Here is a 24,027-nt window from a genome sequence, read left to right on the forward strand (position 1 = left end):
TAAAAAATCCTTAGCATTTTATTCGATGCTGAGGATTTTTTGGTGTGCGCCCTGCATGGGTGAAAACTTGGTGGTGAAAGTCCACTACAGGCTTGGCAGTAGGAACTGTTAGCGAAAGACAAGGTGGCAATCGTGAGGTTGTGGCTGAAGGAAGTCGGACGCAAACTCCTGAACTGACGAACAGAAACTAGATACAAGGCTGAATTAGGTCGGATAAGTCTTCATCACAAGACAAAGTCCAATACTGCCCGAAACCTATACAGTAAATCTAGCAGTTACATAGGAGGAAAGTTTTCACTCTTACCGGGGGAGATCTCATGAGGGTGTTGTGGGCGTTGAATGAAAACAAACCAGCACAACGATCATGGCGACATGATGGTGAATCATGAGAAGTCAGCCGAGGTCATAGTAGTAACGACACTGACCGTTACGAAGGACTGAACAATAAGAATCTTGAATAATTTAGGAGGTGTGAGAAGATGCGACGACCGCAGAAAACAAGAAAACTTGGCTATCATCAAAGAGCTAGTGTGGAACACGAAGGGTATGATGAAGTGCGCAGCACTTCTTGCGGTGAACAGAGGAAACAAGATGGTGTAGAAAATCTGTTTGGGAGAATTCTAGAGCGGAATAATCTCAATCAAGCGTATCTTCAAGTAGTCAGAAATAAAGGGGCGGCTGGTGCAGATGGGATGACCGTCGATCAACTGCTTCCTTACTTGAAAGAGCACCGCGAGGAATTACTATCCAATTTACGCCAAGGGAACTATAAACCTCAGCCTGTTTTGCGAGTAGAAATACCGAAACCAAACGGCGGTGTAAGAAAACTAGGAATTCCCACGGTTATTGATCGTATGCTTCAACAGGCAATCAATCAAGTGTTACAACCGCTATTTGAACCAGAATTCTCAGATAATAGTTATGGGTTTCGCCCAAATCGCAGCGCACATGACGCAGTGAAGAAAGCAAAATCTTATTATGAACAAGGTTACCGATATGTGGTGGACATTGATATGAAAGCCTACTTTGACACCGTAAATCACGATAAGCTGATGTATTTCATTGAGCGGAAAGTAAAGGACAAACAAGTCCTAAAACTGATCCGTCAATACTTAATGAGTGGTGTAATGGAAAATGGACTCATCACAACAACGGAAGAAGGAACGCCCCAAGGAGGCAATCTCTCTCCCCTGTTAAGTAACATCTACCTGAACGAATTTGATCAAGTGCTAGAAAATCTAGGACATAAATTTGTTCGATACGCCGATGACTGTGCGCCATGAAAGTGTGCGTGAATAGATAAACTATTCAAAGCAGCTATGCTGTATAGATGATGGCAGACGGCCTGCCGAAACCGCCATACAGGTGGAGGTTTCAAACCACCTTAAGGTGCTGTAGTCAAAAGCTATGGTATTGAGCGTTAAGGAAAAGGCAACCAAGAGTTGTCAGGTGTGTGTTATGGAGATGAGTGACCATACGAACCACCCACAGAAGTGTCGAAAGCGTATAAATTCCGTCAAAACTGGGTATAGTCGTTGACCTAGGATGAGCTTGGAGGAAACCTGTTTACTGATCAGGCGGCGGGCGGCATAAAGGTGGCATGAACATAACATAGGCGTCTATATGGAACGTGGGAACCCACGGGCTGATGTCAAGGGAGTATTTCAAGCGGAAGCCCCGCAAGAAAAGAGTACCGATGCAGTCATGGGGGCAGATTGGGTTGTAGTAGTGAAGAAGCTCTTGTAACGAGAGTGGAGCGAAGAACCTGAGTTATCCAGTTTCAAGGATAAGTCAACTTTAAGGAGGAGGAACTTATGCAAGAAACAAAGTCATACAATATTTCAAAACAAGCAGTTTACCAAGCATTTCTAAAAGTAAAAGCCAATAAAGGAACTTTTGGAGTAGATGAAGAATCAATTGAGGCTTATGAATATAAGCTGAAAGATAATCTATACAAACTGTGGAATCGATTATCATCGGGAAGTTATTTCCCAAAACCGGTAAAGGCAGTATCCATTCCTAAAAAGAGTGGTGGGCTGAGAGTACTTGGGATTCCAACAGTTGAAGATAGGATTGCACAGATGGTAGCGAAGATGTATTTTGAACCTGTAGTAGAACGATTGTTTTATGAGGATTCTTATGGCTATCGGCCGAATAAGTCGGCAATCCAGGCAATAGAGAAAACAAGAGTTAGATGCTGGAAAAGAGATTGGGTACTGGAATTTGATATTAAAGGACTATTTGACAATATCAGACATGACTATCTAATTGAAATGGTAAAAAGGTACACTCAAGAGAAGTGGATTATCCTATATGTGGAAAGATGGTTAAAAGCACCTTTCCAGAGGGAAGATGGTTCGACTGTTTCGAGAAAAGCCGGGACACCGCAAGGTGGTGTAATCAGTCCAGTTCTAGCGAACTTGTTTCTTCATTATACGTTTGATGACTTCATGGAAAAAGAATTTCCTAATATACAGTGGGCTAGATATGCCGATGATGGTATTACTCATTGTGTATCCCTAAAGCAAGCGAAATATCTGAAGAAAAGATTGGAAGAACGGTTTAGAATCTTTGGTTTGGAGTTACATCCTGATAAGACAAAGATTGTTTACTGCAGAGATAGTGATAGGATGGGGAACTATCCGATAACGACATTCGATTTCCTGGGCTTTACGTTTAGACCTAGAGGCGCCAAGAATAAATATGGAAAATGCTTCACAAATTTTCTTCCGGCTGTATCAGATAAAGCGAAAAAGGCGATTCGCAAAGAGGTAAGGAATTGGCGATTACAATTAAAAGCGGACAAAAAGCTAGAGGATTTAGCGAATATGTTCAATAGTAAAATTCAAGGATGGATGAACTATTACATGAAATTCTATAAATCAGAAATGTACAGTCTACTGCGCTACATCAACCAATGTCTCGTGAAGTGGGTTCGTCGTAAATATAAAAAGCGACAAGCACGAAGAAAAGCGGAACATTGGTTAGGGGAAATCGCCAAGCGAGAAAGAAATTTATTCGCGCATTGGAAAATTGGAATATTACCATCGGCTGGATAATGGGAGCCGGATGAGCTGAGAGGTTCACGTCCGGTTCTGAGAGGGCCTAAGGGGGAGGTTCCCTTGGGCTACTTACTGCAATATCTATGTTAGAAGCAAACGAGCAGGACAGCGTGTGATGAAGAAATCCATTCAATTTCTCGAAGAACAACTAAAGTTGACGGTAAATCGAGAAAAGAGTGCGGTAGGAAGCCCATTGAAACGAAAGTTTCTTGGATTCTGCATTCTGCCAACAAAGAAAGGTATTAAAATTCGCCCTCACGCAAAAGCAAAACAGCGTGTGAAAAGCAAGCTCAAACAACTCACTAAAAGAAACCGTGGAAGAAGTATCCAACTTATTTTAAAAGAAATCAAGCAACTAATGACTGGTTGGATCAACTACTATGGAATTGGTGAGATGAAAGAATTCATGAGGGAGTTAAACGGTTGGTTGAAGCGAAGAATCAGACAATATATTTGGAAACAATGGAAGAATCCAAGAACCAAAAGGAAAAATCTGATTCGTTTAGGGATCGATAAAGCGAAAGCGTATGAATGGTCAAATACAAGAAAAGGTATTTGGTCAATCTCCAAAAGTCATATTCTTCATCGATCATTAACAGACAAAGAACTGGCCCGCCAAGGATATGAGGACATCTCCTTGAAGTACCAGTTCGTACACTCAACTTATTGAACCGCCGTATACGGGTCCGTACGTACGGTGGTGTGAGAGGGGCGGAAGGTCAGTTGGCTTTCCCCTCTACTCGATTGATTTGTTAGAATAACCCAACATTTTCAACAAAGATAGAATTTATCATCGTTATTTTAAAACCCGATAAACTTTGTTCTACCAACGAATTGACTTGTGATGATCATTATGTTTAAAAAATAATAAACATTTAGGAATGTAAACGGTTAAAAAAAGAGCTATCTTTTAAGCGTGAGATAAACACGAACGATTCTTAACTAAGAAAATAATTGTACGCGCTTCTCTTTTAGCAACGGCGGTGCACAGCTATTGAGGAAGAGCAGCCAATACTTGACTATAGATAATCTAAAGAGAGGAGGATGTTTATGAAGAAGCATCTATTAAACAAAAATCAGCTTTTTTCACTGAAGCGAAAGACGTTAGAAAAGCGCATCAGAAAATACTATTTTGAAACTGGCGATGCAAAAGATACCTTGGAATTTTTACTTGTACTGCAAGTACGAGAAGAATTAACCAATGACGATTTTTCTTTTATGATGGTGGATATCGTCAAACATATCTTCATGAAAACTAAAAATACGCGTTTATTGCGCCGTTTGTCTATTTTTTTCGAAGATTACTTTGATAAAAAAGAATGGAAAGTGTTATCACGAAGATTATTTACGGTAAAACATTTCATTGCCGATAAGCTAGAAAAACTATATACCCATTTTGCCAAAATGCCTTTGGAAAGCTTGGTCGGTTCATGAAGCTGATTTTTTCAGGATAAATAGAAAAGGGGTGGAGAGTATAGGTAAAACGAGAATAAGATTACAAGTTAAATATGAAAAAAGCAACGGAAACTATCATCGTTTTAGTATCAAAGACGTCAATCGTGACTTGCCAGCAGAAAAAATCAAATCCTCTTTGGGAAAACTAGCAATCGTTGATCTATTTGACCAAGACGGTGTGGGACTCTTCAAAAAAGCGGTTGAAGCAAAATTTGTCGAAACCACTGAGTCAAAAATCTTTGATAACCGAAACGATGAAGATACGCTTCAAGAAAAAAGTGCGGCGTCCGAAAAACAATTGATTCGAATTCCAGAGGATCTGATCATTACAGAAGAAAGACCAGAACCAGATATTTTGATCCAAAAAATTGGACTGCCTAAGGGAATTGATCTTCAAGAATTGAATGATCAACAGACGACTTCGATCCTAATTGCTTGCATGCACGTCAATGCTGAGCTGGAGGATGTTTGGCTTGAAGACAATCAAATTACATTGATTGAGAGATTGAAAAGCTAACCAATCATTTTAAAGAAAATACAAAAACAGCATTTATAAAACTTTTGTTTGCTTTATCAGAAATCCAACGTTGGTATAAAGCGGACATTCAACAATAATAGGCTTAGTTGGCGTAAGAAAAAAATCAAAATTTTTAAACCTGCTGAAATAGCGGGTTATTTGACGAGTCCGATTTTTCACAGTTTTATTAACTTCGCTGAGAGTCAGCTGCGTAACGTTCAGCGAACCAAGTAAATTTCACTTACCTTTATTCCTCAAACACTTCTCTAAATGTTCACTTCTAATTTTCCTCACACCTGAGACTTTCCATCACGCTTTTTTTCACTTATACTGGAGCTATCGAATTTTACCTGAATTAGAATCAAAAAAATTTTTTCAGAAATCGTTTGAAAAATCTAGTTAGGTGATTTAAAAGAAAAAATTTCATTAGTAAGAAATAAGGAGCAGTCGAATGGGAGAACGGGCGGATATTTTTTTGAGTACCTTTAATCGGATTGAAAAGGAACTAAAACGACAATTAGGCAATCCGGTGAATATGAGCTTTAGTGAAGCGGTGAGACGCTTATCAAAACGGCGAGATAACTTAATTGGCGACAGTGAGAATGATTTGCTGCAGCTGGCACAATTGCGCAATGCGATTGTGCATGATCAAGTGGCGGATGATTTTGTTATTGCTGAGCCGAATGATTGGGCAGTTACACGCATTAAACAAATCGAGGAAAGCTTATTGCGTCCAGAAAAGGTGTTGCCAAGGTTTGGTAAAAAAGTCACTGGATTTGAACGAAATCTGCCATTGGTAGAAATCATGAAAATCATCACGGAAAAACGTTTTTCCCAGTTTCCGGTTTATGACTCTGGAAAGTTTATGGGCTTGATTACTTTGAGAACCATTGGGTTTTATTTTGCCCAAGCTAGTCTATCTGGTTCTGTTAGTCTTAAGGGACGTATAGCTGAAGATTTATTGTTAGGAAACGGCAAGCGCACGAATTTCAAATTTGTTTCAGCTGATACAAAAGTTTCTGAGGTAGAAAAAATGTTTCAGACAGAAGCCATTTTAGAAGCGATCTTGATTACAAAAGATGGACATTCGGATGGCAATCTGTTGGGCATTATTCGACCGCGAGATATTTATAGTCAAGAAGGGGAGCAATAAGCTTGTTAGTCATTTATTTATTATTAAGTGCAGGAATCATCGCGCTCGACCAATGGTTCAAATGGTGGATCGTCAATCAGTATAATTTTGGTGAAAGTCAAACGATCCTTCCAAATGTTTTGTCACTAACCCATATTCGCAATACCGGAGGCGCGTTTAGTCTCTTTGAAGGACAGCAAATCTTTTTTATTGTTATCACGATTGTTGCAGTAGTTGCGGTGATTTATTATCTAGTCAAACATTTACAGGAGAGTAAATGGCTGACCTTAGGCTTGAGCTTCTTTTTAGCTGGGGCCATCGGTAATTTCATCGATCGTTTCCGTTTAGGTTATGTCGTGGATATGTTCCGTTTGGATTTCATTAATTTTCCAATTTTTAATATCGCTGACATGGCTTTAGTGATAGGTGTCATTATGATTTTTATTTATATTCTATTAGATGAGAGAGACAAGAAAAATGACTAATCAAATTGAAGTAATGATAAAAGAAGAAACCGGGAGGATCGATAAGGTCTTGAATGACCGCCTGGCAGATTATTCTCGTTCACAGATTCAACAATGGATCAAGGAACAACATGTTTCCATTGAAGGCAAAGTCATCAAGGCAAATTACAAAGTAAATGCTGGAGATAAAATCCTGATCGAGATTCCTGAACCCGAAGAGTTGGATCTTATTCCCGAAAATCTAGATTTGGATATTGTCTATGAGGATGACGATGTCGTGGTGGTAAATAAACCTCAAGGCATGGTGGTCCATCCATCTGCAGGCCATCCCAAAGGTACGCTAGTGAATGGATTATTGTATCAAATCAAAAGCCTATCAACGATCAATGATGTGATTCGCCCAGGGATCGTCCACCGTATCGATAAGGATACTTCTGGTTTATTGATGGTGGCGAAGAATGACCGCTCCCATGAAGCATTAGCGAAACAGCTGAAAGATAAAACCTCTTTAAGAAAATATGTGGCGCTAGTTCACGGAGAGATTCCTCACGAAAAGGGACGAATCGAAGCACCAATTGGTCGTTCAAAGGTTAATCGAAAAATGCAGGCCGTGATCGAAGACGGCAAACCGGCTGTGACTCACTTTGAAGTTTTGAAACGTTACGAAGGCTTCACGTTAATTGAATTACAGCTAGAAACGGGACGTACCCATCAAATTAGAGTGCACATGCAATACATCGGTTATCCAGTCGCTGGCGATCCTTTGTATGGGCCAAAGAAAACCTTGAAGGGGAATGGACAATTTTTGCATGCGAAATTATTGGGCTTTGAACACCCCACGACAGGCGAGATGATGGTCTTTGAAGCACCGCTGCCAGAAATTTTCAAAAAAACTTTGAAACAGTTAAAAGAAAAAGATTGATTTCTTAAATCAGGAATAGTATAGTGTCTGTAGTAAGAAATAAATAACTAAATAGTAATCCTTTAAGAGTAGTCCCGTGAGGCTAAGAAGGAAGTAGATAGTGATTTGGTCTAGGTGCGCCTAGGTGAACACTATCATTTTGACGAAGTCGATAACATTCCTCCTACCTAACTACGGGTAGGAGTTTTTTTTGCGAAAAATAAAGGCATTTAAACGAATAAGGATGTCAGTTCAACTTTTCGCAGTTTACTTTAGGAAGAGAAACTAGTTCCAAAAGCTGAGCCGATCATCCGCGTGAACGCTCTAGTTGAATGATATACGGCATTTGAATCGAACTAATTTTTCCCTGAAAAATTAATTCATTAAAACAAATAAGGAGGAGACAGGATGTATAAAAAAGAGGTAGTAGATGAGGTAACAATGAAACGAGCGTTGACTCGGATTACTTACGAGATCATCGAACGAAATAAGGGGGTTCAGGATATCGTCTTGATCGGGATCAAAACCCGCGGGATTTTTATCGCACAAAGAATCGCAGAACGCCTTAAGCAATTGGAGCACATCGATGTTCCGGTTGGGGAGTTGGATATTACATTGTATCGGGACGATGTGAATGTAGCGGAAGCTGAACCGGAATTACATTCATCAGATATTCCTTTTTCAATTGAGGGCAAAGAAGTAATCTTGGTCGACGATGTCTTGTTCACCGGCAGAACAATTCGTGCAGCTCTAGATGCTGTCATCGACTTAGGTCGTCCAAACCGTATCTCTCTGGCAGTCTTAGTTGACCGCGGCCATCGCGAATTGCCAATACGCGCGGATTATGTTGGGAAAAATATCCCAACAGCCTTGACGGAGGAAATTGTCGTTGAAATGGAAGAAAACGACGGGCAGGACCGCATCTTAATTCAAAAAGAAGACTAATCAGACAAATATTTAGACACTAGAAAGAGGAAATCCAATGCAAGAGTTTCACAATGATGACGTTGTTTTAGATATTCACGACCGCCCAAGTGCAGGCCACTGGGTCGGATTAAGTATTCAACATTTATTCACCATGTTCGGCGCGACCGTCTTGGTACCGATCTTAGTCGGAATCAATCCAAGTATCGCTCTAGTAAGTTCGGGGTTAGGAACCTTGGTTTACTTAACGGTAACCAAAGGAAAAATCCCCGCTTACTTAGGTAGTAGCTTCGCTTTTATCGCGGCGATGAAATTATTAATGAAAAGTGACGGCTATCCAGCAGTTGCCCAAGGGGCTTTGACCTGCGGTTTGGTTTATCTGATCGTTTCCTTCATTATTAAAAAAATCGGCTCTGGCTGGCTGGATAAAATCTTACCGCCGATTGTCGTTGGACCAGTGGTAATGGTTATTGGCTTAGGCCTAGCCAGCAACGCTGCACAAAATGCCATGTATAACAACGGCGAATACAGCTTCAAATATGTGTTAGTTGCTTTGATTACTTTAGCCTTAACAATTTTCTTCAATATGTTCTTCACCGGATTTTTAGGATTGATTCCCATTCTGTTAGGAATCGTTGGCGGCTACATTACAGCAATGATCTTCGGCATCATCGACTATCAACCGATCATCGATGCAAAATGGTTGGCGATGCCAGCGTTCAGTGTGCCATTCGCTACTTATCAGCCAAAACTGTACGTTAACGCGATTACAACAATGGCGCCAATCGCTTTTGTCACCATGACTGAACACATCGGCCACTTGATGGTATTAAATAAATTAACGAAACGCAATTTCTTCGAAAATCCTGGTTTGGATCGCACCTTGATGGGGGATGGTTTAGCGCAAATCGTCGCAGGCCTAGTAGGTGGACCTCCGGTAACCAGTTACGGAGAAAACATCGGCGTACTGGCAATCACCCGCGTACACAGTGTGTTCGTTATCGGCGGTGCCGCGATCTTCGCAGTCTTATTAGGATTTGTCGGCAAACTCAGCGCCTTGATCTTAAGTATCCCAGGGCCGGTAATCTCAGGCATCAGCTTCATCTTGTTCGGAGTTATCGCAGCCAGCGGATTGAAAATCTTGATCGAAAATAAAATTGATTTTGATAAGAAAAAGAATCTATTGATTGCTTCAACTATCCTAGTCATTGGAATTGGCGGATTGGTCTTTGAAGCAGGCACCTTCACATTATCTGCTATGGCTTTAGCCACAGTCTTAGGAATTATCTTGAACTTAATCCTGCCGGAGCAGGCACGTAGCGAGAAATAGACAGCCAAGCATTTTATCTAGGAATTAAAGGAGGAAATTTCATGATCATCCAGTCTGAAGAGATCAGTCTGAAACATTTATTGACGGTGGAAGCCTTAACCGATCAAGAGGTGATGGGACTGATTCGTCGAGCGCAGCAGTTCAAACAAGGTGCGCGATGGACACCCCACAAGGACCAATACTTTGTTTCCAATCTTTTCTTTGAAAATAGTACCCGAACCCATAAAAGTTTTGAAGTCGCTGAGAAAAAACTCGGACTAGATGTGATTGATTTTGACGCAAAAACCAGCTCGGTTCAAAAAGGGGAAACTCTTTATGACACGGTTTTAACGATGTCGGCATTGGGGGTGGATGTAGCAGTAATTCGCCATAGCGATGAGAACTACTATGATGAATTAATCCAAAGCAAAACGATTCAATGTTCGATCGTCAACGGCGGGGACGGCAGTGGGCAGCATCCTACTCAATGTTTGCTTGACCTAATGACGATTTATCAAGAGTTTGGCCGCTTTGCTGGATTAAAAGTCGCGATTGCAGGAGATATTACCCATTCGCGCGTCGCAAAATCTAATATGCAAATGTTGAAACGCCTCGGCGCAGAAGTTTATTTTTCTGGACCGAAAGAATGGTATGACGAAAGCTTTGATGTGTATGGTACCTATCGTCCATTGGATGAGCTTGTACCTGAGGTGGATGTCATGATGCTCTTAAGAGTGCAGCACGAACGACATGATGGACAGGAAAGCTTTTCAAAGGAAGAATATCATCAAAAATACGGCTTAACGATTGAACGCGGGAAGCAATTGAAAGAAAAAGCGATTATCATGCATCCGGCGCCAGTCAATCGCGATGTCGAAATTGCAGACAGTTTAGTTGAAAGCTTACAATCACGAATCGTTCCGCAAATGACTAACGGTGTCTATATTCGGATGGCTATTTTAGAAGCAGTACTTAATGGAAAAGCGTAAAGGGGCAGATAATATGAAAACATTAATTAAAAATGGAAAGATCGTAACAAAAGACAATCAAACAATGGCATGTGACCTTTGGCTAGAGAACGGGATTATCGCCGGTATCGGCAAAGACTTTTCGGGCATTTCGTTTGATCAAGAGTACGACGCAAACAATCAATTAATCACACCAGGTTTAGTTGATGTTCATGTTCATTTACGAGAACCAGGCTTTACTTATAAAGAAACCATCAAGGATGGCTCAAAAGCGGCAGCTCGCGGCGGCTACACAACAGTCTGCGCGATGCCGAATCTTGATCCAGTTCCTGACACCGTCGAAAAATTCAACGACATAAAAGCGATCATTGATAAGGATGCGGTCGTAAAAGTCCATCAATACGCACCGATTACGGAAGAGCTTCGCAGCGAAACCTTAACCGATCAAAAAGGCTTGAAAGCAGCCGGCGCCTTCGCCTTCACGAATGATGGAGTAGGGGTACAAACAGCTGGAACCATGTATCTAGCCATGAAGGAAGCCGCGGAAAATAATATGGCGCTAGTCGCTCACACCGAAGATGAATCCTTATTATTCGGCGGCGTGATGCATCACGGAAAAATCAGTGAAAAGCTTGATTTACCAGGCATTTTAAGTGCGACTGAATCTTCGCAAATCGCTAGAGACCTGATCTTAGCAGAGGAAACCGGCGTACACTATCATGTTTGCCACGTTTCCACTAAAGAAAGTGTGCGTGTCATCCGCGACGCGAAGAAAGCCGGTGTGCACGTAACCGCAGAAGTTTCTCCGCATCACTTGATCTTAATCGATGAAAATATTCCAGAGGATCACGGCTACTGGAAAATGAATCCACCGTTACGCGGAGTAGAAGATCGCGAAGCCTTGATCGAAGGTTTGCTTGACGGTACGATCGACTGTATCGCAACTGACCATGCACCTCACGGCTTCGAAGAGAAAAATCAAAGCTTCTTGAAATCACCATTCGGAATCGTTGGCAGTGAAACAGCTTTCCAATTAATCTATACACACTTTGTTGAAACAGGACGCTTTACTTTAGAACAAGTAATTGATTGGATGGCAGTCAAGCCAGCAGAAATTTTCGGAATGACGGTGGGAACCTTAAATATTGGTCAGCCAGCAGACATCGCGGTATTTGACCTGAGTCACGAAGAAAAAATCGATGACAAAAAATTTGCTTCATTAGGAGTGAACACGCCTTTCACTGGCTGGCCAGTCAAGGGTGCGACACTGATGACCTTCGTGGATGGTCAGTTGGTATACAACAAGGAGGACTAAGACGTTGAAAAGACTTTTAATATTAGAAGATGGCACAGTATTTGAAGGGGAAGGCTTCGGCGCTGAAGCAAATGTGGTCGGCGAAGTGGTTTTCACCACAAGTATGACCGGTTATCAAGAAACGATTACGGACCAAAGCTTCAATGGACAAATCATTACCTTCACCTATCCAATGGTCGGAAATTATGGCGTGAACCGCGATGATTATGAATCCATCGCACCCACCTGTAAAGGCGTGATCGTAAAAGAACACGCCCGCTTAGCTAGCAACTGGCGCAACCAAATGACGCTAGACGAATTTTTGAAGCGCAAAGGGATTCCCGGAATTTCCGGAATTGATACCCGCGCATTAACGAAAAAATTACGCAGCGTTGGAACGATGAAAGGCAGTATTGTTGATCCAGCTGATCAGTTTGAACATTCGTTTGATCAACTAAAAGCAACGGTCTTACCAACGAACCAAGTTGCACAAGTTTCTACAGTAACTCCTTACCCAAGCCCAGGCGTAGGCCGCAATGTGGTCGTGATCGACTTCGGTCTAAAACACAGTATTCTGCGAGAATTATCACGTCGCGAATGTAATTTGACTGTGATGCCTTATAACACTGATGCTCAAACGATTTTAGACCTTTGTCCGGATGGTGTGATGTTGACCAATGGGCCTGGAGATCCGAAAGATGTGCCAGAAGCAATCGAAATGATTCAGCAGATTCAAGGAAAAGTGCCGATTTTCGGGATTTGTCTTGGACACCAGCTGTTCTCGTTAGCCAACGGTGCGGATACCTACAAAATGAAGTTTGGACACCGCGGATTGAATCATCCGGTGCGGGAAATCGCTACCGGTCGCATCGATTTTACTTCACAGAATCATGGATTTGCAGTCGATGAAAAAACAATTGATCCAGAAAAATTAATGGTTACCCACGTAGAAGTCAATGATGGCACGGTTGAAGGGGTTCGTCATCGGAATTACCCAGCCTTCAGCGTTCAGTATCACCCAGACGCTGCGCCGGGACCACACGACGGGGTTCATTTATTTGATGAGTTTATGGAAATGATGGATGCATGGAAGGAGCAAGCATAAATGCCAAAACGTACAGATATTAAAAAGATCATGGTGATCGGTTCTGGACCTATCGTGATCGGACAAGCCGCGGAATTTGATTACGCCGGCACACAAGCTTGCTTAGCGTTAAAAGAAGAAGGCTATGAAGTTGTTCTGGTGAATTCAAACCCAGCAACAATCATGACCGACAAAGAAATTGCAGACAGTGTTTATATCGAACCAATCACGCTCGAATTTGTTTCTCGCATCCTGCGCAAAGAATTGCCAGATGCAATCCTGCCAACATTAGGCGGGCAAACTGGCTTGAACATGGCAATGGAATTAGCAGATTCAGGCATTTTAGATGAGTTAAAAATTGAATTGCTGGGAACAAAATTGTCGGCGATCGATCAAGCAGAGGACCGCGACTTGTTTAAGCAATTAATGGAAGAATTGAATCAACCAATTCCTGAATCTGAGATTGTGAATACCGTTGAAGAAGCGGTAGCCTTCGCCAATACCATCGGTTATCCGATCATCGTTCGTCCAGCCTTCACACTAGGTGGAACTGGCGGCGGGATGTGTGACAACGAAGAAGAGCTTCGGACTGTCGCTGAAAACGGGTTGAAGCTTTCACCAGCGACGCAATGTTTGATTGAAAAATCAATCGCTGGCTTCAAGGAAATCGAATATGAAGTGATGCGGGATTCAGCCGACAATGCCATCGTGGTTTGTAACATGGAAAACTTCGATCCAGTTGGTGTGCACACCGGAGATTCTATCGTATTCGCGCCAAGCCAGACGCTATCTGACTATGAATATCAAATGCTGCGAGACGCTTCCTTATCGATCATTCGCGCCTTGAAAATCGAAGGCGGCTGTAATGTGCAGCTGGCTCTTGACCCACATAGCTTCAACTACTATGTAATCGAAGTAAATCCGCGAGTTTCTCGCTCATCAGCCTTGGCAAGTAAAGCAACGGGTTATCCAATTGCGAAGTTGGCAGCAAAAATCGCGGTAGGCTTGACGCTGGATGAAATGAAAAATCCAGTAACAGAAACGACCTATGCAGAATTTGAACCGGCCCTAGATTATGTCGTTGCCAAAATTCCACGTTGGCCCTTTGATAAATTCGAAAGCGGCGAACGTGTCTTAGGCACACAAATGAAGGCCACTGGTGAAGTCATGGCGATCGGCCGGAACATCGAAGAATCATTATTGAAGGCCGTTCGCTCACTAGAAATTGGAACTTACCATGCGGAGTTACCAGAACTAAGCGAAGTTACCGATGATGAATTAACTGAAAAAATGGTCAAGGCACAAGATGATCGCTTATTCTATCTAACTGAAGCGATTCGTCGCGGCTATTCGATCGAGGAAATCAATGAGCTAACCAAAGTCGATCTTTTCTTCCTAGATAAGCTGCTTCATATTGTTGAACTAGAAACAGCTTTAGCCCAAAACAAAAAAGATGTTGAGCTATTGAAGAAAGCCAAACAGAATGGTTTTACGGATGTGAAGATCGCACAACTTTGGGACATGACAGCCAATGAAGTGCGGAAATTCCGAACAACCGAAAAAATCGTTCCAGTTTACAAAATGGTAGATACTTGTGCGGCAGAATTTGAATCTCAAACGCCATATTTTTACAGCACCTACGAATTTGAAAATGAGAGTGTTCGTTCTGACAAAGAATCTGTCCTAGTTCTCGGTTCAGGTCCGATCCGGATCGGGCAAGGAGTCGAATTTGATTACGCGACCGTTCACTCAGTAAAGGCAATTCAAGCAGCTGGCTATGAAGCGATCATTATGAACAGCAATCCAGAAACTGTTTCGACTGATTTCTCCATCTCAGACAAGCTCTATTTCGAGCCGTTAACTCTTGAAGATGTGATGAACGTGATCGAGTTAGAACAACCGATTGGCGTGATCGTCCAATTCGGTGGACAAACCGCGATTAATTTAGCTGAACCTTTAGTTAATAACGGGGTTAAAATTTTAGGAACAACTATCGAAGATTTAGACCGCGCGGAAGACCGTGATCAGTTCGAACAAGTGCTGAAAAGTCTATCCATTCCGCAACCGCCAGGTGATACAGCGACGAGCGCGGAGGAAGCAGTTAAGATCGCTGAAAGAATCGGTTATCCAGTCTTGGTTCGTCCAAGCTATGTCTTAGGTGGACGGGCGATGGAAATCGTTGAAAACCAATCCGATTTGGAAGACTATATGGCCCACGCGGTCAAAGCCTCTCCTGAACATCCTGTTTTAGTCGACAGCTATTTAGTCGGTAAGGAATGTGAAGTAGATGCCATCTGTGACGGAGAAACCGTCTTGATCCCAGGAATTATGGAACATATCGAACGCGCAGGGGTTCACTCAGGCGATTCGATGGCGGTTTATCCGCCACAAACCTTCTCCGACGAGTTGAAGGCAACGATTGAAGATTATACACGACGGTTAGCATTAGGGATGAACTGCATCGGCATGATGAACATTCAGTTCGTTATCCATAATGATGAAGTCTTTGTCATCGAAGTCAATCCTCGTGCGAGTCGAACGGTGCCATTCTTGAGTAAAATCACGAATATTCCTATGGCGCAGATCGCAACCAAGGCGATTCTAGGTCAAAGCTTGAAGGAGCTTGGCTATGAAGATGGACTTTATCCTGAAAGCGACATGGTTCACGTTAAAGCACCAGTCTTCAGCTTCACGAAGCTGCAAAAGGTCGATACCTACTTAGGACCTGAAATGAAATCAACAGGTGAAGTCATGGGAACCGATCGTAATTTAGCAAAAGCTCTGTATAAAGCCTTCGCAGCATCTGGATTACATTTACCAGATTTCGGCGCAGTCTTGTTTACAGTAGCCGATGAAAACAAGGACGAAGCTTTAGATTTAGCCAAACGCTTCAAGGATGTCGGCTACAGCTTAGTTGCGACAGATGGAACAGCCAATTTCTTAGAAGAAAATGGCTTAAGTGCGGAACGAATCGCGAAAATCTCTGAATCAGATGATCACAATGTGATTGAGTTGATTCGCACGGGCAAAGCGCAAGTGGTCATCAATACGACCGATAAAAATCGCCAAAATTCATCCGAAGACGGCTTTATCATTCGCCGTGAAGCAGTTGAGCACGGTGTACCATTGTTCACATCCTTAGATACAGCGGATGCCATCTTAAGAGTGATGGAATCACGGGCATTTTCAATTCAAGAAATTTAATTCACACAGAGTGAAGCATGCTTCACTCTGTCGATTTATAGGGAGGCCGTTATGAAGCAGGAAATGATGACGATTGTTCGTCAACAAGAGTTAGCTCCGAGAATCTATGAACTGGTTTTAACCGGAGAATTAGTCAAAGAAATGTCAACGCCTGGGCAATTCTTGCATATTCGTGTACCAAGAAGCGACTTATTATTGCGTCGTCCGATCAGTATTAATCAATACGACCAATCTATGGGAACCTGCACGATCATTTATCGTGTTGAAGGAGATGGAACCAGATATTTTTCTGAAATGTCGGCCGGAGATCAGCTAGATGTGATGGGACCACTAGGACATGGCTTTGAAATTGACAGCCTGAACGCTGGAGATACTGCCTTTATCGTTGGTGGAGGGATCGGCGTACCGCCGCTTTATCAGCTTTCAAAAGAGCTGAAGGCAAAGGGCGTGAAGGTGATTCATTTTCTGGGTTTTGGGACCCAAGAGGTGGTTTATTATGCGGATGAATTTCAAGCCCTAGGAGAAACCCGTTTTTCGACAGATGACGGAACACTTGGGATTCAAGGTAATGTCGGTAATTTATTGCTGGCAGAAGAACGTCAACCAGATGCAGTTTTTGCTTGCGGCAATAACGGTCTTTTAAAAACAGTCGAACAATTGTACAGTGAAGTCGCCAACGTGCAGCTTTCATTAGAATCCCGCATGGCTTGCGGGATGGGCGCCTGCTATGCTTGCGTCTGCCATGTACCTGAGGATGAAAACAAGAGTGTCAAAGTATGTGAAGACGGGCCCGTTTTCCAAGCAGGGGAGGTCATCTTTTAATGAGTATTGCAGTGAAGTTACCTGGATTAGACCTGAAGAATCCGATTATGCCGGCAAGCGGATGCTTCGGATTTGGCAAGGAGTATGCGGATTACTATGATTTGAATCAATTAGGCGCCATCATGATTAAGGCGACTACACCAAAGGAACGCTTTGGTAATGCAACACCGCGCGTAGCGGAAACACCAAGCGGGATGCTAAACGCCATCGGCCTGCAAAATCCCGGCATGGATGTCGTATTAGAAGAGATCTTACCAAGTTTAGAAAAGTACCAGGAACTGCCAATTATCGCCAATGTGGCAGGTGCCTGCGAAGAAGACTACGTCGAAGTCTGCGCTAAAATCGGTGATGCACCAAATGTCAAAGCAATCGAATTAAATATTTCGTGCCCAAATGTAAAACACGGCGGAATCGCTTTTGGGACCGACCCAGAGGTTGCTTATCGATTAACAAAAGCAGTCAAAGAAGTCGCAACAGTTCCGGTCTATGTCAAATTAAGTCCCAACGTGACCGATATCGTACCGATCGCAAAGGCCATTGAAAAAGGCGGAGCTGATGGTTTCACTATGATCAATACCTTACTTGGCATGCGGATCGACTTAAAAACGCGCCAACCAATCTTAGCAAATAGAACCGGCGGCTTATCCGGACCAGCCATCAAACCAGTCGCAATCCGTCTGATCAATCAAGTAGCAGCAGTCAGTGAACTACCGATCATCGGCATGGGCGGCGTGCAAACCGTTGATGATGTCTTAGAAATGTTTATGGCCGGAGCAAGTGCGGTAGCAGTTGGTACAGCCAACTTTACCGATCCATATATTTGTCCAAAACTAATCGACGAGCTGCCGATCAGAATGGCAGAGCTTGGGATCGAATCTTTGGAGCAGCTAAGACAAGAGACTAGAGGAGGGTTCTAATGGAAAATCGACCGATTATTGCTTTTGACTTCGCTTCAAAACAGGAAATTGAAACCTTTTTAACCCATTTTCCCATCAGCGAAAAACTATTCGTGAAAATCGGGATGGAACTTTTTTATCAAGAAGGACCAGCAATCGTTAATTTTCTACGTAGTCAAGGACATGACATTTTCCTTGATTTGAAGCTTCACGACATTCCTAATACCGTACAAAAAGCAATGCGGGGGATCGCAAAGATGGGCGTGAAAATCACGAATGTTCACGCAGCCGGCGGTGTGGAAATGATGCAAGCAGCGAAGCAAGGGTTGTCTGAAGGAACAAAAGAGAATCAAACAATTCCTGAATTAATCGCTGTTACCCAATTAACCTCTACCAGCGAAGAACAAATGCATGAGGATCAGCTAATTGAAGTCAGTCTGCAAGAAAGCGTGCTGCACTACGCAAAATGTGCAGAAAAAGCTGGATTAGAGGGCGTTGTTTGTTCGGCCCATGAAGTAGAAAAAATCCATCACGCGACAAACGATACTTTTATCTGCTTAACACCGGGAATTCGTCCGCAAGGGGCCAGCGTTGGCGACCAAAAACGCGTAATGACACCGGCTAAAGCTCGTGAGATCGGCTCAAATTATATCGTGGTTGGAAGACCTATCACGCAAGCTGAAAATCCTTATGAAAGTTACTTACAAATCAAAAAAGAATGGAATGGTGAAGCATAAATGATCGCAGAACAAATCGCCAAAGACTTATTATCAATCGAAGCAGTCTCCTTAAGTCCCGACGAGCCTTTTACTTGGGCAAGCGGACTCAAATCACCTATTTACTGTGATAACCGTGTAACCATGAGCTATCCAGAAGTACGCCGTGCCATCGCGCAAGGCTTAGCCGCAAAAATCAAAGAAGAATTTCCTAACGTAGAAGTGATTGCCGGAACAGCAACGGCTGGGATTCCTCATGCTGCTTGGGTAGCAGAAATTCTAGATTTACCAATGGTTTATATCCGCAGTAAAGCCAAAGATCATGGACGCGGGAACCAAATCGAAGGCCGAATTACTGAAGGCCAGAAGATGGTCGTAATCGAAGACTTAATCTCAACTGGCGGAAGTGTGCTGGAAGCTGCTGCCGCAGCAAAACGCGAAGGCGCAGATGTCTTAGGAGTTGCAGCAATCTTCACCTACGAACTAGCTAAGGGCAAGAAAAATTTTGAAGAGGCTAACACACCATTAACCACTTTAACAAACTATTCAACCTTGATTGAAAGTGCCTTACAAGAAAATTACATCAATCAGGAACAGCTTGAGCTGTTAAAAAAATGGCGGAAAGATCCTGAGAACTGGTTAAACTAACAAAATTTAAATATTGTTATTTAATATATTTTCTCTAGCTGATTTCCTCTATTTAGTATATAATATCGTTAAGTTCTTGAAAGCACTTTACAACGTAGTGAAGTGTTCACTTGAAAGGCAGTACGCAGTACGTTAAAAAAATAAATAAGTTAAATCATAGAGGATTTAATTAAATAAGCAAAGAGGCTTAGTATTCAACAAAAATTGTTGATACTAGGTCTCTTTTTGTCTTTTTCAGAAAGGGATGGAAGCATGAGTAAGAGCTATTTCATATTAAGTGAGGAAAAGGAGCCGCAGCTATTTAAATTGATGAAGGATTATTCGTTAGCGGTCGGTGTTTGTTTTTTTATTACTGATATCAATGGGTATCAGCAGTCAGAGATTCCCGAAAGTCATAGTCTATGTGAAATGATCCAATCAACTGCTAAAGAAAAAGCCGCCTGTGAAAATTGCCAAATGCATCAGATGATTTATCCCATAAAAAGAAGAAGCATCAACAAATATCTTTGCCATGCAGGCTTTACTCATGTTCCCTTGCCAGTTTATATCAACAATATTTTAGTCGGATATCTCATTATTGGACGGTTGGTGGAGGCACAGAATCGCCATCTGATTGAAAAAAATCAATCTAGTAATGTTTCTGAAGAATTGAGGATGACAACCTATTTTTCAGCAGAAAGATTGGAAAAAATTATCGAATTATTTGTCAGCCTTGCGCAAAGTACCTTAACAAATTCGAACCCTAAACGAAAAATCGATGTTGGCCAGTTAAGAGACGTTAACGAAAGGGTCGAAATCCTTCCGAAAAAAACAGAAATTGTCAATGCAGTAAAGTATATCGAAAAAAATCTTCATCGAAAAATTTGTCTAGAGGAAGTAGCGAACAAGGTATACTTAAGTCAGTATTATTTCAGCAAGCTTTTTAAAAAGGAGCTAGGAATGAACTTTGTAGCCTATTTAAAATATCAGCGAGTAACTAAAGCTAAAGAGTTACTCCGTCATTCCAATTTGAGCATCGATGAAATTGCCCGACGTGTCGGCTTCTCACAAACAAGCTATTTTTGCAAAAGCTTTAGGGACATCACTTCAAAATCACCTTCTAGCTTTCGCAAAGAAATAAACAGCGAAAATTCTCAACCGTTAAAACAAACGATGACTGTCTAACAATTTAAAAAAAGGAGAGGATAGCATGCGAATCTATACAAAGACAGGCGATAAGGGTATGACAAAGTTAGTTGATGGTGCTCAGGTTGCAAAGGATTCTGATCGGGTAGAAAGCTATGGAACAATCGATGAATTAAATTCATGGATCGGCTTTATTATTTCAGAAACCCAAGACACACAAATCAAAAAAGAACTACAAGAAATTCAGCAAATGCTTTTTGATCTGGGAACAGATTTAGCAACACCAGAAAGTACCAGAACTGAAGGACGCCTGTATTCCGGAAGTTCTTGCTGGCTAGAAGAAAGAATTGATCGCTACACCGATGAAGCTCCGGAAATTGAACGTTTCATTCTACCTGGCGGAACAACAACTGCAAGTATGCTCCATGTCGCCAGAACAATCACCCGCAGAGCAGAGAGAGCCATAGTGACCTTAAGCTGGACATCTAGCTTAAATAGCGAAATTGTCATTTTTATTAACCGTCTGTCCGATTATTTTTACGCACTGGCGAGAGTCATCAATGCGCGGGAAAAACAAGAGGACGTCTTTTACGAGCGAGGTGAAAAAGTTTTCCATAAGATTAAAAGTACGGGCTTATAGATTGTATTCGCTTACGAATTATGCTATTTTATCTGTAGGTCAACAATAGTTATTTTATGAAAAGGATAAATGGAAACCAGTGTAAATCTGGTACGGTGCCGCCACTGTGAGAAGCAGCGCATGCTTTGTAGTCAGATCTTTTTATTCTTTTCATTAGCGGGCATGCTGTTTCGTTGCAAAGCAGGATGTTTTCTTTACAAACCCTTGTTAAGATAAAAGATCCAGCCCAACCAAAATAAGATAACTATGTTTGCCATTTTATTGTACATTGCTGTACAGTAATGGGGGATGGGCTGGTCTTTCAAAGCGGAAAGAGATTACAGGTACAAGGATGTACTGCTGACTCCCTTTTGTTGAAATTTTACAATTAAATAACCAGTCTTTACAAGGTGGTAATGATGCAGAGCAATGACGCTCCAGACAATGAATGATTGTTTGGAGTGTCTTTTTTATTTAAGGAGGAATAGTATGCAAAAAATTCATTTTAAGACAACGATCTGGCTGGGTTCAGAGGTTCTTGAGGGGCTTAAAGAGCTGAAAAATAGACGAATCTTTTTAGTAGCAGATCCATTTTTGATCGAAAACGGCCAGATCAATGAAATCGTTCGCCACATTGATCATAACGATTACTTGGTATTTAGTGATATCGTCCCAGATCCGCCAATTGAGAAGATTGTCAGTGGAGTGAAGCAAATCGTTGATTTCCAAGCAGACATTATATTGACCATTGGCGGAGGATCGGCAATTGATGCAGCAAAAGCCATGAAGTATTTTGCCAATCGAATACTAACAAACAAGATTGATCAATTAATTGCTGTCCCTACGACAAGCGGAACGGGGTCAGAGGTAACAAATTTTTCAATCATCACAATTCCTGAAAGAGGAACGAAATTTCCTCTAGTTACTGATGAAATTCAGCCAGATATCGCCATTTTAGATACGAACTTAGTCATGGGCGTCCCACCTGCAGTCACGGCGGATACAGGAATGGATGTCTTAACTCATATCCTCGAATCCTATGTCTCGATCAAGTCCACTGTTTTATCCGATGCTTATTGTGAAAAAGCCATCAAACTTGTTTTTAAATATTTGGAAAGGGCCCACAAAAATGGTGAGGATCGACAGGCAAGAGAAATGATGCATCTTGCATCTTGTTTAGCTGGTATCGCCTTTAATCAAACATCATTAGGAATCAATCACGGGATTGCTCACGCCGCGGGTGCTCGCTTACACATTCCTCATGGTCGAGTCAACGGGATTTTATTACCTAGTGTGATTCACTTCAATGCTGATTTAAATGAGTCAGGATATCTCCAAAATCGTACAGCAATGAAATATTTGAAACTAGCTAAATGCTTAGGTGCATCAACAAATAATCCACGTATGGGAGTGAACACGCTGATTCGTCAAATTATTCAGTTGCGGAACAGCTTAAAAATGCCAGCAACACTCTCAGAATTTGGCCTTGAAAAGAGAGAGGTTGAACAAGTAATACCAGCAATTGCCGAAGCAGCAATAAATGATGCTTGCACAAAAACAAATCCTGTTGTGCCATCTCTCCAAGACATCGAAACGATCATTCAAGAGATTTTATAAAAGCATTGACAGCCCTTTCAAACTACCCTATAATCGAACTAGCACAACGAGGTGCTCCCAAAATTTAAGAGCAATGAAGCTCCTTGATAGAAAACAGACATTTTGTTATTGTTTTTTATTTGGGAGCTTTTTATGTCTACTTTATTTGTCTTTTTCTTTCATAAAGGAGCACTTGTTGAAGTACAAAAAAGAAATTTCGCGTACTTTTTAATGAGGGTTGTTAGATAGATCACTAGAGATTATTTTTACACAAGGGAAGTAGGCGGATTCTTGAAAAAATGTAAGGATGTGAAGGGATGAATGGAAGAGTTGTAATAGTGGATGATGAGCCAATTACAAGATTTGATATTCGCGATATTCTGCAAGGAGCGGGCTACGAAGTCGTTGGCGAAGCAGCAGATGGTTTTGAAGTCATTGAAATTTGTAAGAAAACGCGCCCGGATGTTGTTTTAATGGATATTCAAATGCCCGTTTTAGATGGACTAAAAGCAGGAAAAAAAATTATTCAGGACAATACAGCCAGCAGCATTGTGTTTCTATCAGCCTACAGTGATGTTGAAAATACGACCAAAGCAAAGAATCTTGGCGCAATTGGCTATCTGGTAAAACCCTTAGATGAAAAATCATTGATCCCAACGTTGGAAATGAGTATTGCTCGCGGTAAGGAAACTCAAGATTTAATCAAGCAGGTTGAAAAATTGAAGACAAAATTAGACGAGCGAAAAATCATCGAAAAAGCAAAAGGCATTTTGAGTAAAGAAAACGGCTTATCTGAAGCTGAAGCCTACCAAACGATTCGTAAGTTAAGCATGGACAAGCGTTGTCCAATGAGTGAAATTGCTGAATTGATTGTGATAAACGATGAGTGATGCCGGAATGATTCAACTTTGTCAGGAATATACCTCTCTTTCTCCTGACGACATCGAAGCCTTGCTTCATTCAGCTCAGCAGGTAGAAAAGAATCCTCATTACGAAGAAATCGATGTGTTCATCGATGCAGACTGTAGACAAAGTCCATTTTATGGATGATGTCTACAGTCTTTTCTTTTATAATAGATTTATGAAAACGAATGCAAGGAGTGATAGTTATGATGTCTAAAAACAATACGAATGGTAGAAATCAATTTGCGATGCTTACGATTGATGATCTAGTTCCTCAAGATCATCTCGTTCGAAAGATTGATGCCGCGCTTGATTTTGAATTTATTTATCCAATCGTCGAAGCCACTTACTCCGATTTAGGTCGCCCAAGTATCGATCCAGTGATTCT

24 protein-coding genes, 1 pseudogene and 1 riboswitch are annotated in these 24,027 nt (G+C 41.8%); all 25 genes and pseudogenes read left to right on the top strand.

The annotated features are described in order from the left end of the window. Positions 1–479: 479 nt before the first annotated feature. Positions 480–1,274: pseudogene (ltrA, locus tag OMU_RS12120) on the top strand (group II intron reverse transcriptase/maturase); the annotation flags it as partial. A 349-nt stretch (positions 1,275–1,623) separates the two neighbouring features. Then, complete coding sequence (locus tag OMU_RS23930) at positions 1,624–1,746, top strand: hypothetical protein (RefSeq protein ID WP_016178252.1); 123 nt, start codon at positions 1,624–1,626, stop codon at positions 1,744–1,746. 68 nt (positions 1,747–1,814) lie between these two features. Further along, positions 1,815–3,059, top strand: a complete 1,245-nt coding sequence (ltrA, locus tag OMU_RS12125) for a group II intron reverse transcriptase/maturase (RefSeq protein WP_016178253.1) — start codon at positions 1,815–1,817, stop codon at positions 3,057–3,059. Between the two features lie 118 nt (positions 3,060–3,177). Next, a complete protein-coding gene (locus OMU_RS12130; protein WP_016178548.1) occupies positions 3,178–3,732 on the top strand; it encodes a group II intron maturase-specific domain-containing protein in 555 nt (184 codons plus the stop codon). A gap of 380 nt (positions 3,733–4,112) precedes the next feature. Next, on the top strand, positions 4,113–4,496 hold the full coding sequence (locus tag OMU_RS12135; protein WP_016180200.1) for a hypothetical protein: 384 nt from the start codon (positions 4,113–4,115) through the stop codon (positions 4,494–4,496). Between the two features lie 31 nt (positions 4,497–4,527). Then, positions 4,528–5,034 (top strand): DUF2922 family protein, encoded by a 507-nt coding sequence (locus tag OMU_RS12140; RefSeq protein WP_016180201.1) that lies wholly within the window; start codon positions 4,528–4,530, stop codon positions 5,032–5,034. Positions 5,035–5,485: 451 nt separating this feature from the next. Next, entirely contained in the window at positions 5,486–6,187 is a 702-nt protein-coding gene (locus OMU_RS12145) for a CBS domain-containing protein (protein ID WP_016180202.1), read from the top strand. A 2-nt stretch (positions 6,188–6,189) separates the two neighbouring features. Beyond that, positions 6,190–6,651, top strand: a complete 462-nt coding sequence (gene lspA / locus OMU_RS12150; RefSeq protein WP_016180203.1) for a signal peptidase II — start codon at positions 6,190–6,192, stop codon at positions 6,649–6,651. Next, a complete protein-coding gene (locus OMU_RS12155; protein WP_016180204.1) occupies positions 6,644–7,552 on the top strand; it encodes an RluA family pseudouridine synthase in 909 nt (302 codons plus the stop codon). The genes lspA and OMU_RS12155 overlap by 8 nt, the downstream gene beginning before the upstream one ends. 387 nt (positions 7,553–7,939) lie before the next feature. Then, entirely contained in the window at positions 7,940–8,476 is a 537-nt protein-coding gene (pyrR, locus tag OMU_RS12160; protein ID WP_016180205.1) for a bifunctional pyr operon transcriptional regulator/uracil phosphoribosyltransferase PyrR, read from the top strand. A 37-nt stretch (positions 8,477–8,513) separates the two neighbouring features. Beyond that, positions 8,514–9,785: a solute carrier family 23 protein gene (locus OMU_RS12165; protein ID WP_016180206.1), complete on the top strand. Its 1,272-nt coding sequence runs from the start codon at positions 8,514–8,516 to the stop codon at positions 9,783–9,785. 41 nt (positions 9,786–9,826) lie between these two features. Then, positions 9,827–10,753 carry an aspartate carbamoyltransferase catalytic subunit gene (locus OMU_RS12170; RefSeq protein ID WP_016180207.1) on the top strand — a complete coding sequence of 309 codons (927 nt, stop codon included), beginning with the start codon at positions 9,827–9,829 and terminating at the stop codon, positions 10,751–10,753. Between the two features lie 13 nt (positions 10,754–10,766). Further along, positions 10,767–12,047, top strand: a complete 1,281-nt coding sequence (locus OMU_RS12175; RefSeq protein ID WP_034877146.1) for a dihydroorotase — start codon at positions 10,767–10,769, stop codon at positions 12,045–12,047. A gap of 4 nt (positions 12,048–12,051) precedes the next feature. Then, the gene (locus tag OMU_RS12180) at positions 12,052–13,131 is read left to right on the top strand and encodes a carbamoyl phosphate synthase small subunit (RefSeq protein WP_016180209.1); all 1,080 of its coding nucleotides are present in this window, start codon (positions 12,052–12,054) and stop codon (positions 13,129–13,131) included. Next, positions 13,132–16,314 (top strand): carbamoyl-phosphate synthase large subunit, encoded by a 3,183-nt coding sequence (gene carB / locus OMU_RS12185; RefSeq protein ID WP_016180210.1) that lies wholly within the window; start codon positions 13,132–13,134, stop codon positions 16,312–16,314. A gap of 33 nt (positions 16,315–16,347) precedes the next feature. After that, on the top strand, positions 16,348–17,136 hold the full coding sequence (locus OMU_RS12190) for a dihydroorotate dehydrogenase electron transfer subunit (RefSeq protein WP_370448000.1): 789 nt from the start codon (positions 16,348–16,350) through the stop codon (positions 17,134–17,136). Next, positions 17,136–18,053, top strand: coding sequence for a dihydroorotate dehydrogenase (locus tag OMU_RS12195; RefSeq protein WP_016180212.1), 918 nt, complete (start codon positions 17,136–17,138; stop codon positions 18,051–18,053). The genes OMU_RS12190 and OMU_RS12195 overlap by 1 nt, the downstream gene beginning before the upstream one ends. Beyond that, positions 18,053–18,769 carry an orotidine-5'-phosphate decarboxylase gene (gene pyrF, locus OMU_RS12200; RefSeq protein ID WP_016180213.1) on the top strand — a complete coding sequence of 239 codons (717 nt, stop codon included), beginning with the start codon at positions 18,053–18,055 and terminating at the stop codon, positions 18,767–18,769. The genes OMU_RS12195 and pyrF overlap by 1 nt, the downstream gene beginning before the upstream one ends. After that, entirely contained in the window at positions 18,770–19,396 is a 627-nt protein-coding gene (gene pyrE, locus OMU_RS12205; protein ID WP_016180214.1) for an orotate phosphoribosyltransferase, read from the top strand. It abuts the gene before it with no gap. 252 nt (positions 19,397–19,648) lie between these two features. Further along, on the top strand, positions 19,649–20,560 hold the full coding sequence (locus OMU_RS12210) for a helix-turn-helix domain-containing protein (protein WP_016180215.1): 912 nt from the start codon (positions 19,649–19,651) through the stop codon (positions 20,558–20,560). A 25-nt stretch (positions 20,561–20,585) separates the two neighbouring features. Next, positions 20,586–21,161: a cob(I)yrinic acid a,c-diamide adenosyltransferase gene (locus tag OMU_RS12215; RefSeq protein WP_016180216.1), complete on the top strand. Its 576-nt coding sequence runs from the start codon at positions 20,586–20,588 to the stop codon at positions 21,159–21,161. Positions 21,162–21,205: 44 nt separating this feature from the next. Next, positions 21,206–21,355: riboswitch (adenosylcobalamin (AdoCbl) riboswitch) on the top strand. 274 nt (positions 21,356–21,629) lie between these two features. Further along, positions 21,630–22,757: a 1-propanol dehydrogenase PduQ gene (locus OMU_RS12220; protein ID WP_016180217.1), complete on the top strand. Its 1,128-nt coding sequence runs from the start codon at positions 21,630–21,632 to the stop codon at positions 22,755–22,757. A 296-nt stretch (positions 22,758–23,053) separates the two neighbouring features. Then, positions 23,054–23,626, top strand: coding sequence for an ANTAR domain-containing response regulator (locus tag OMU_RS12225; RefSeq protein WP_016180218.1), 573 nt, complete (start codon positions 23,054–23,056; stop codon positions 23,624–23,626). 7 nt (positions 23,627–23,633) lie between these two features. After that, entirely contained in the window at positions 23,634–23,786 is a 153-nt protein-coding gene (locus tag OMU_RS23405; protein ID WP_016180219.1) for a hypothetical protein, read from the top strand. A 59-nt stretch (positions 23,787–23,845) separates the two neighbouring features. Continuing rightward, a partial coding sequence (locus OMU_RS12230) for a transposase (protein ID WP_016180220.1) occupies positions 23,846–24,027 on the top strand: 182 nt, incomplete at its 3' end.

It is taken from the genome of Enterococcus avium ATCC 14025 (assembly GCF_000406965.1).
GTDB lineage: Bacteria > Bacillota > Bacilli > Lactobacillales > Enterococcaceae > Enterococcus_A > Enterococcus_A avium.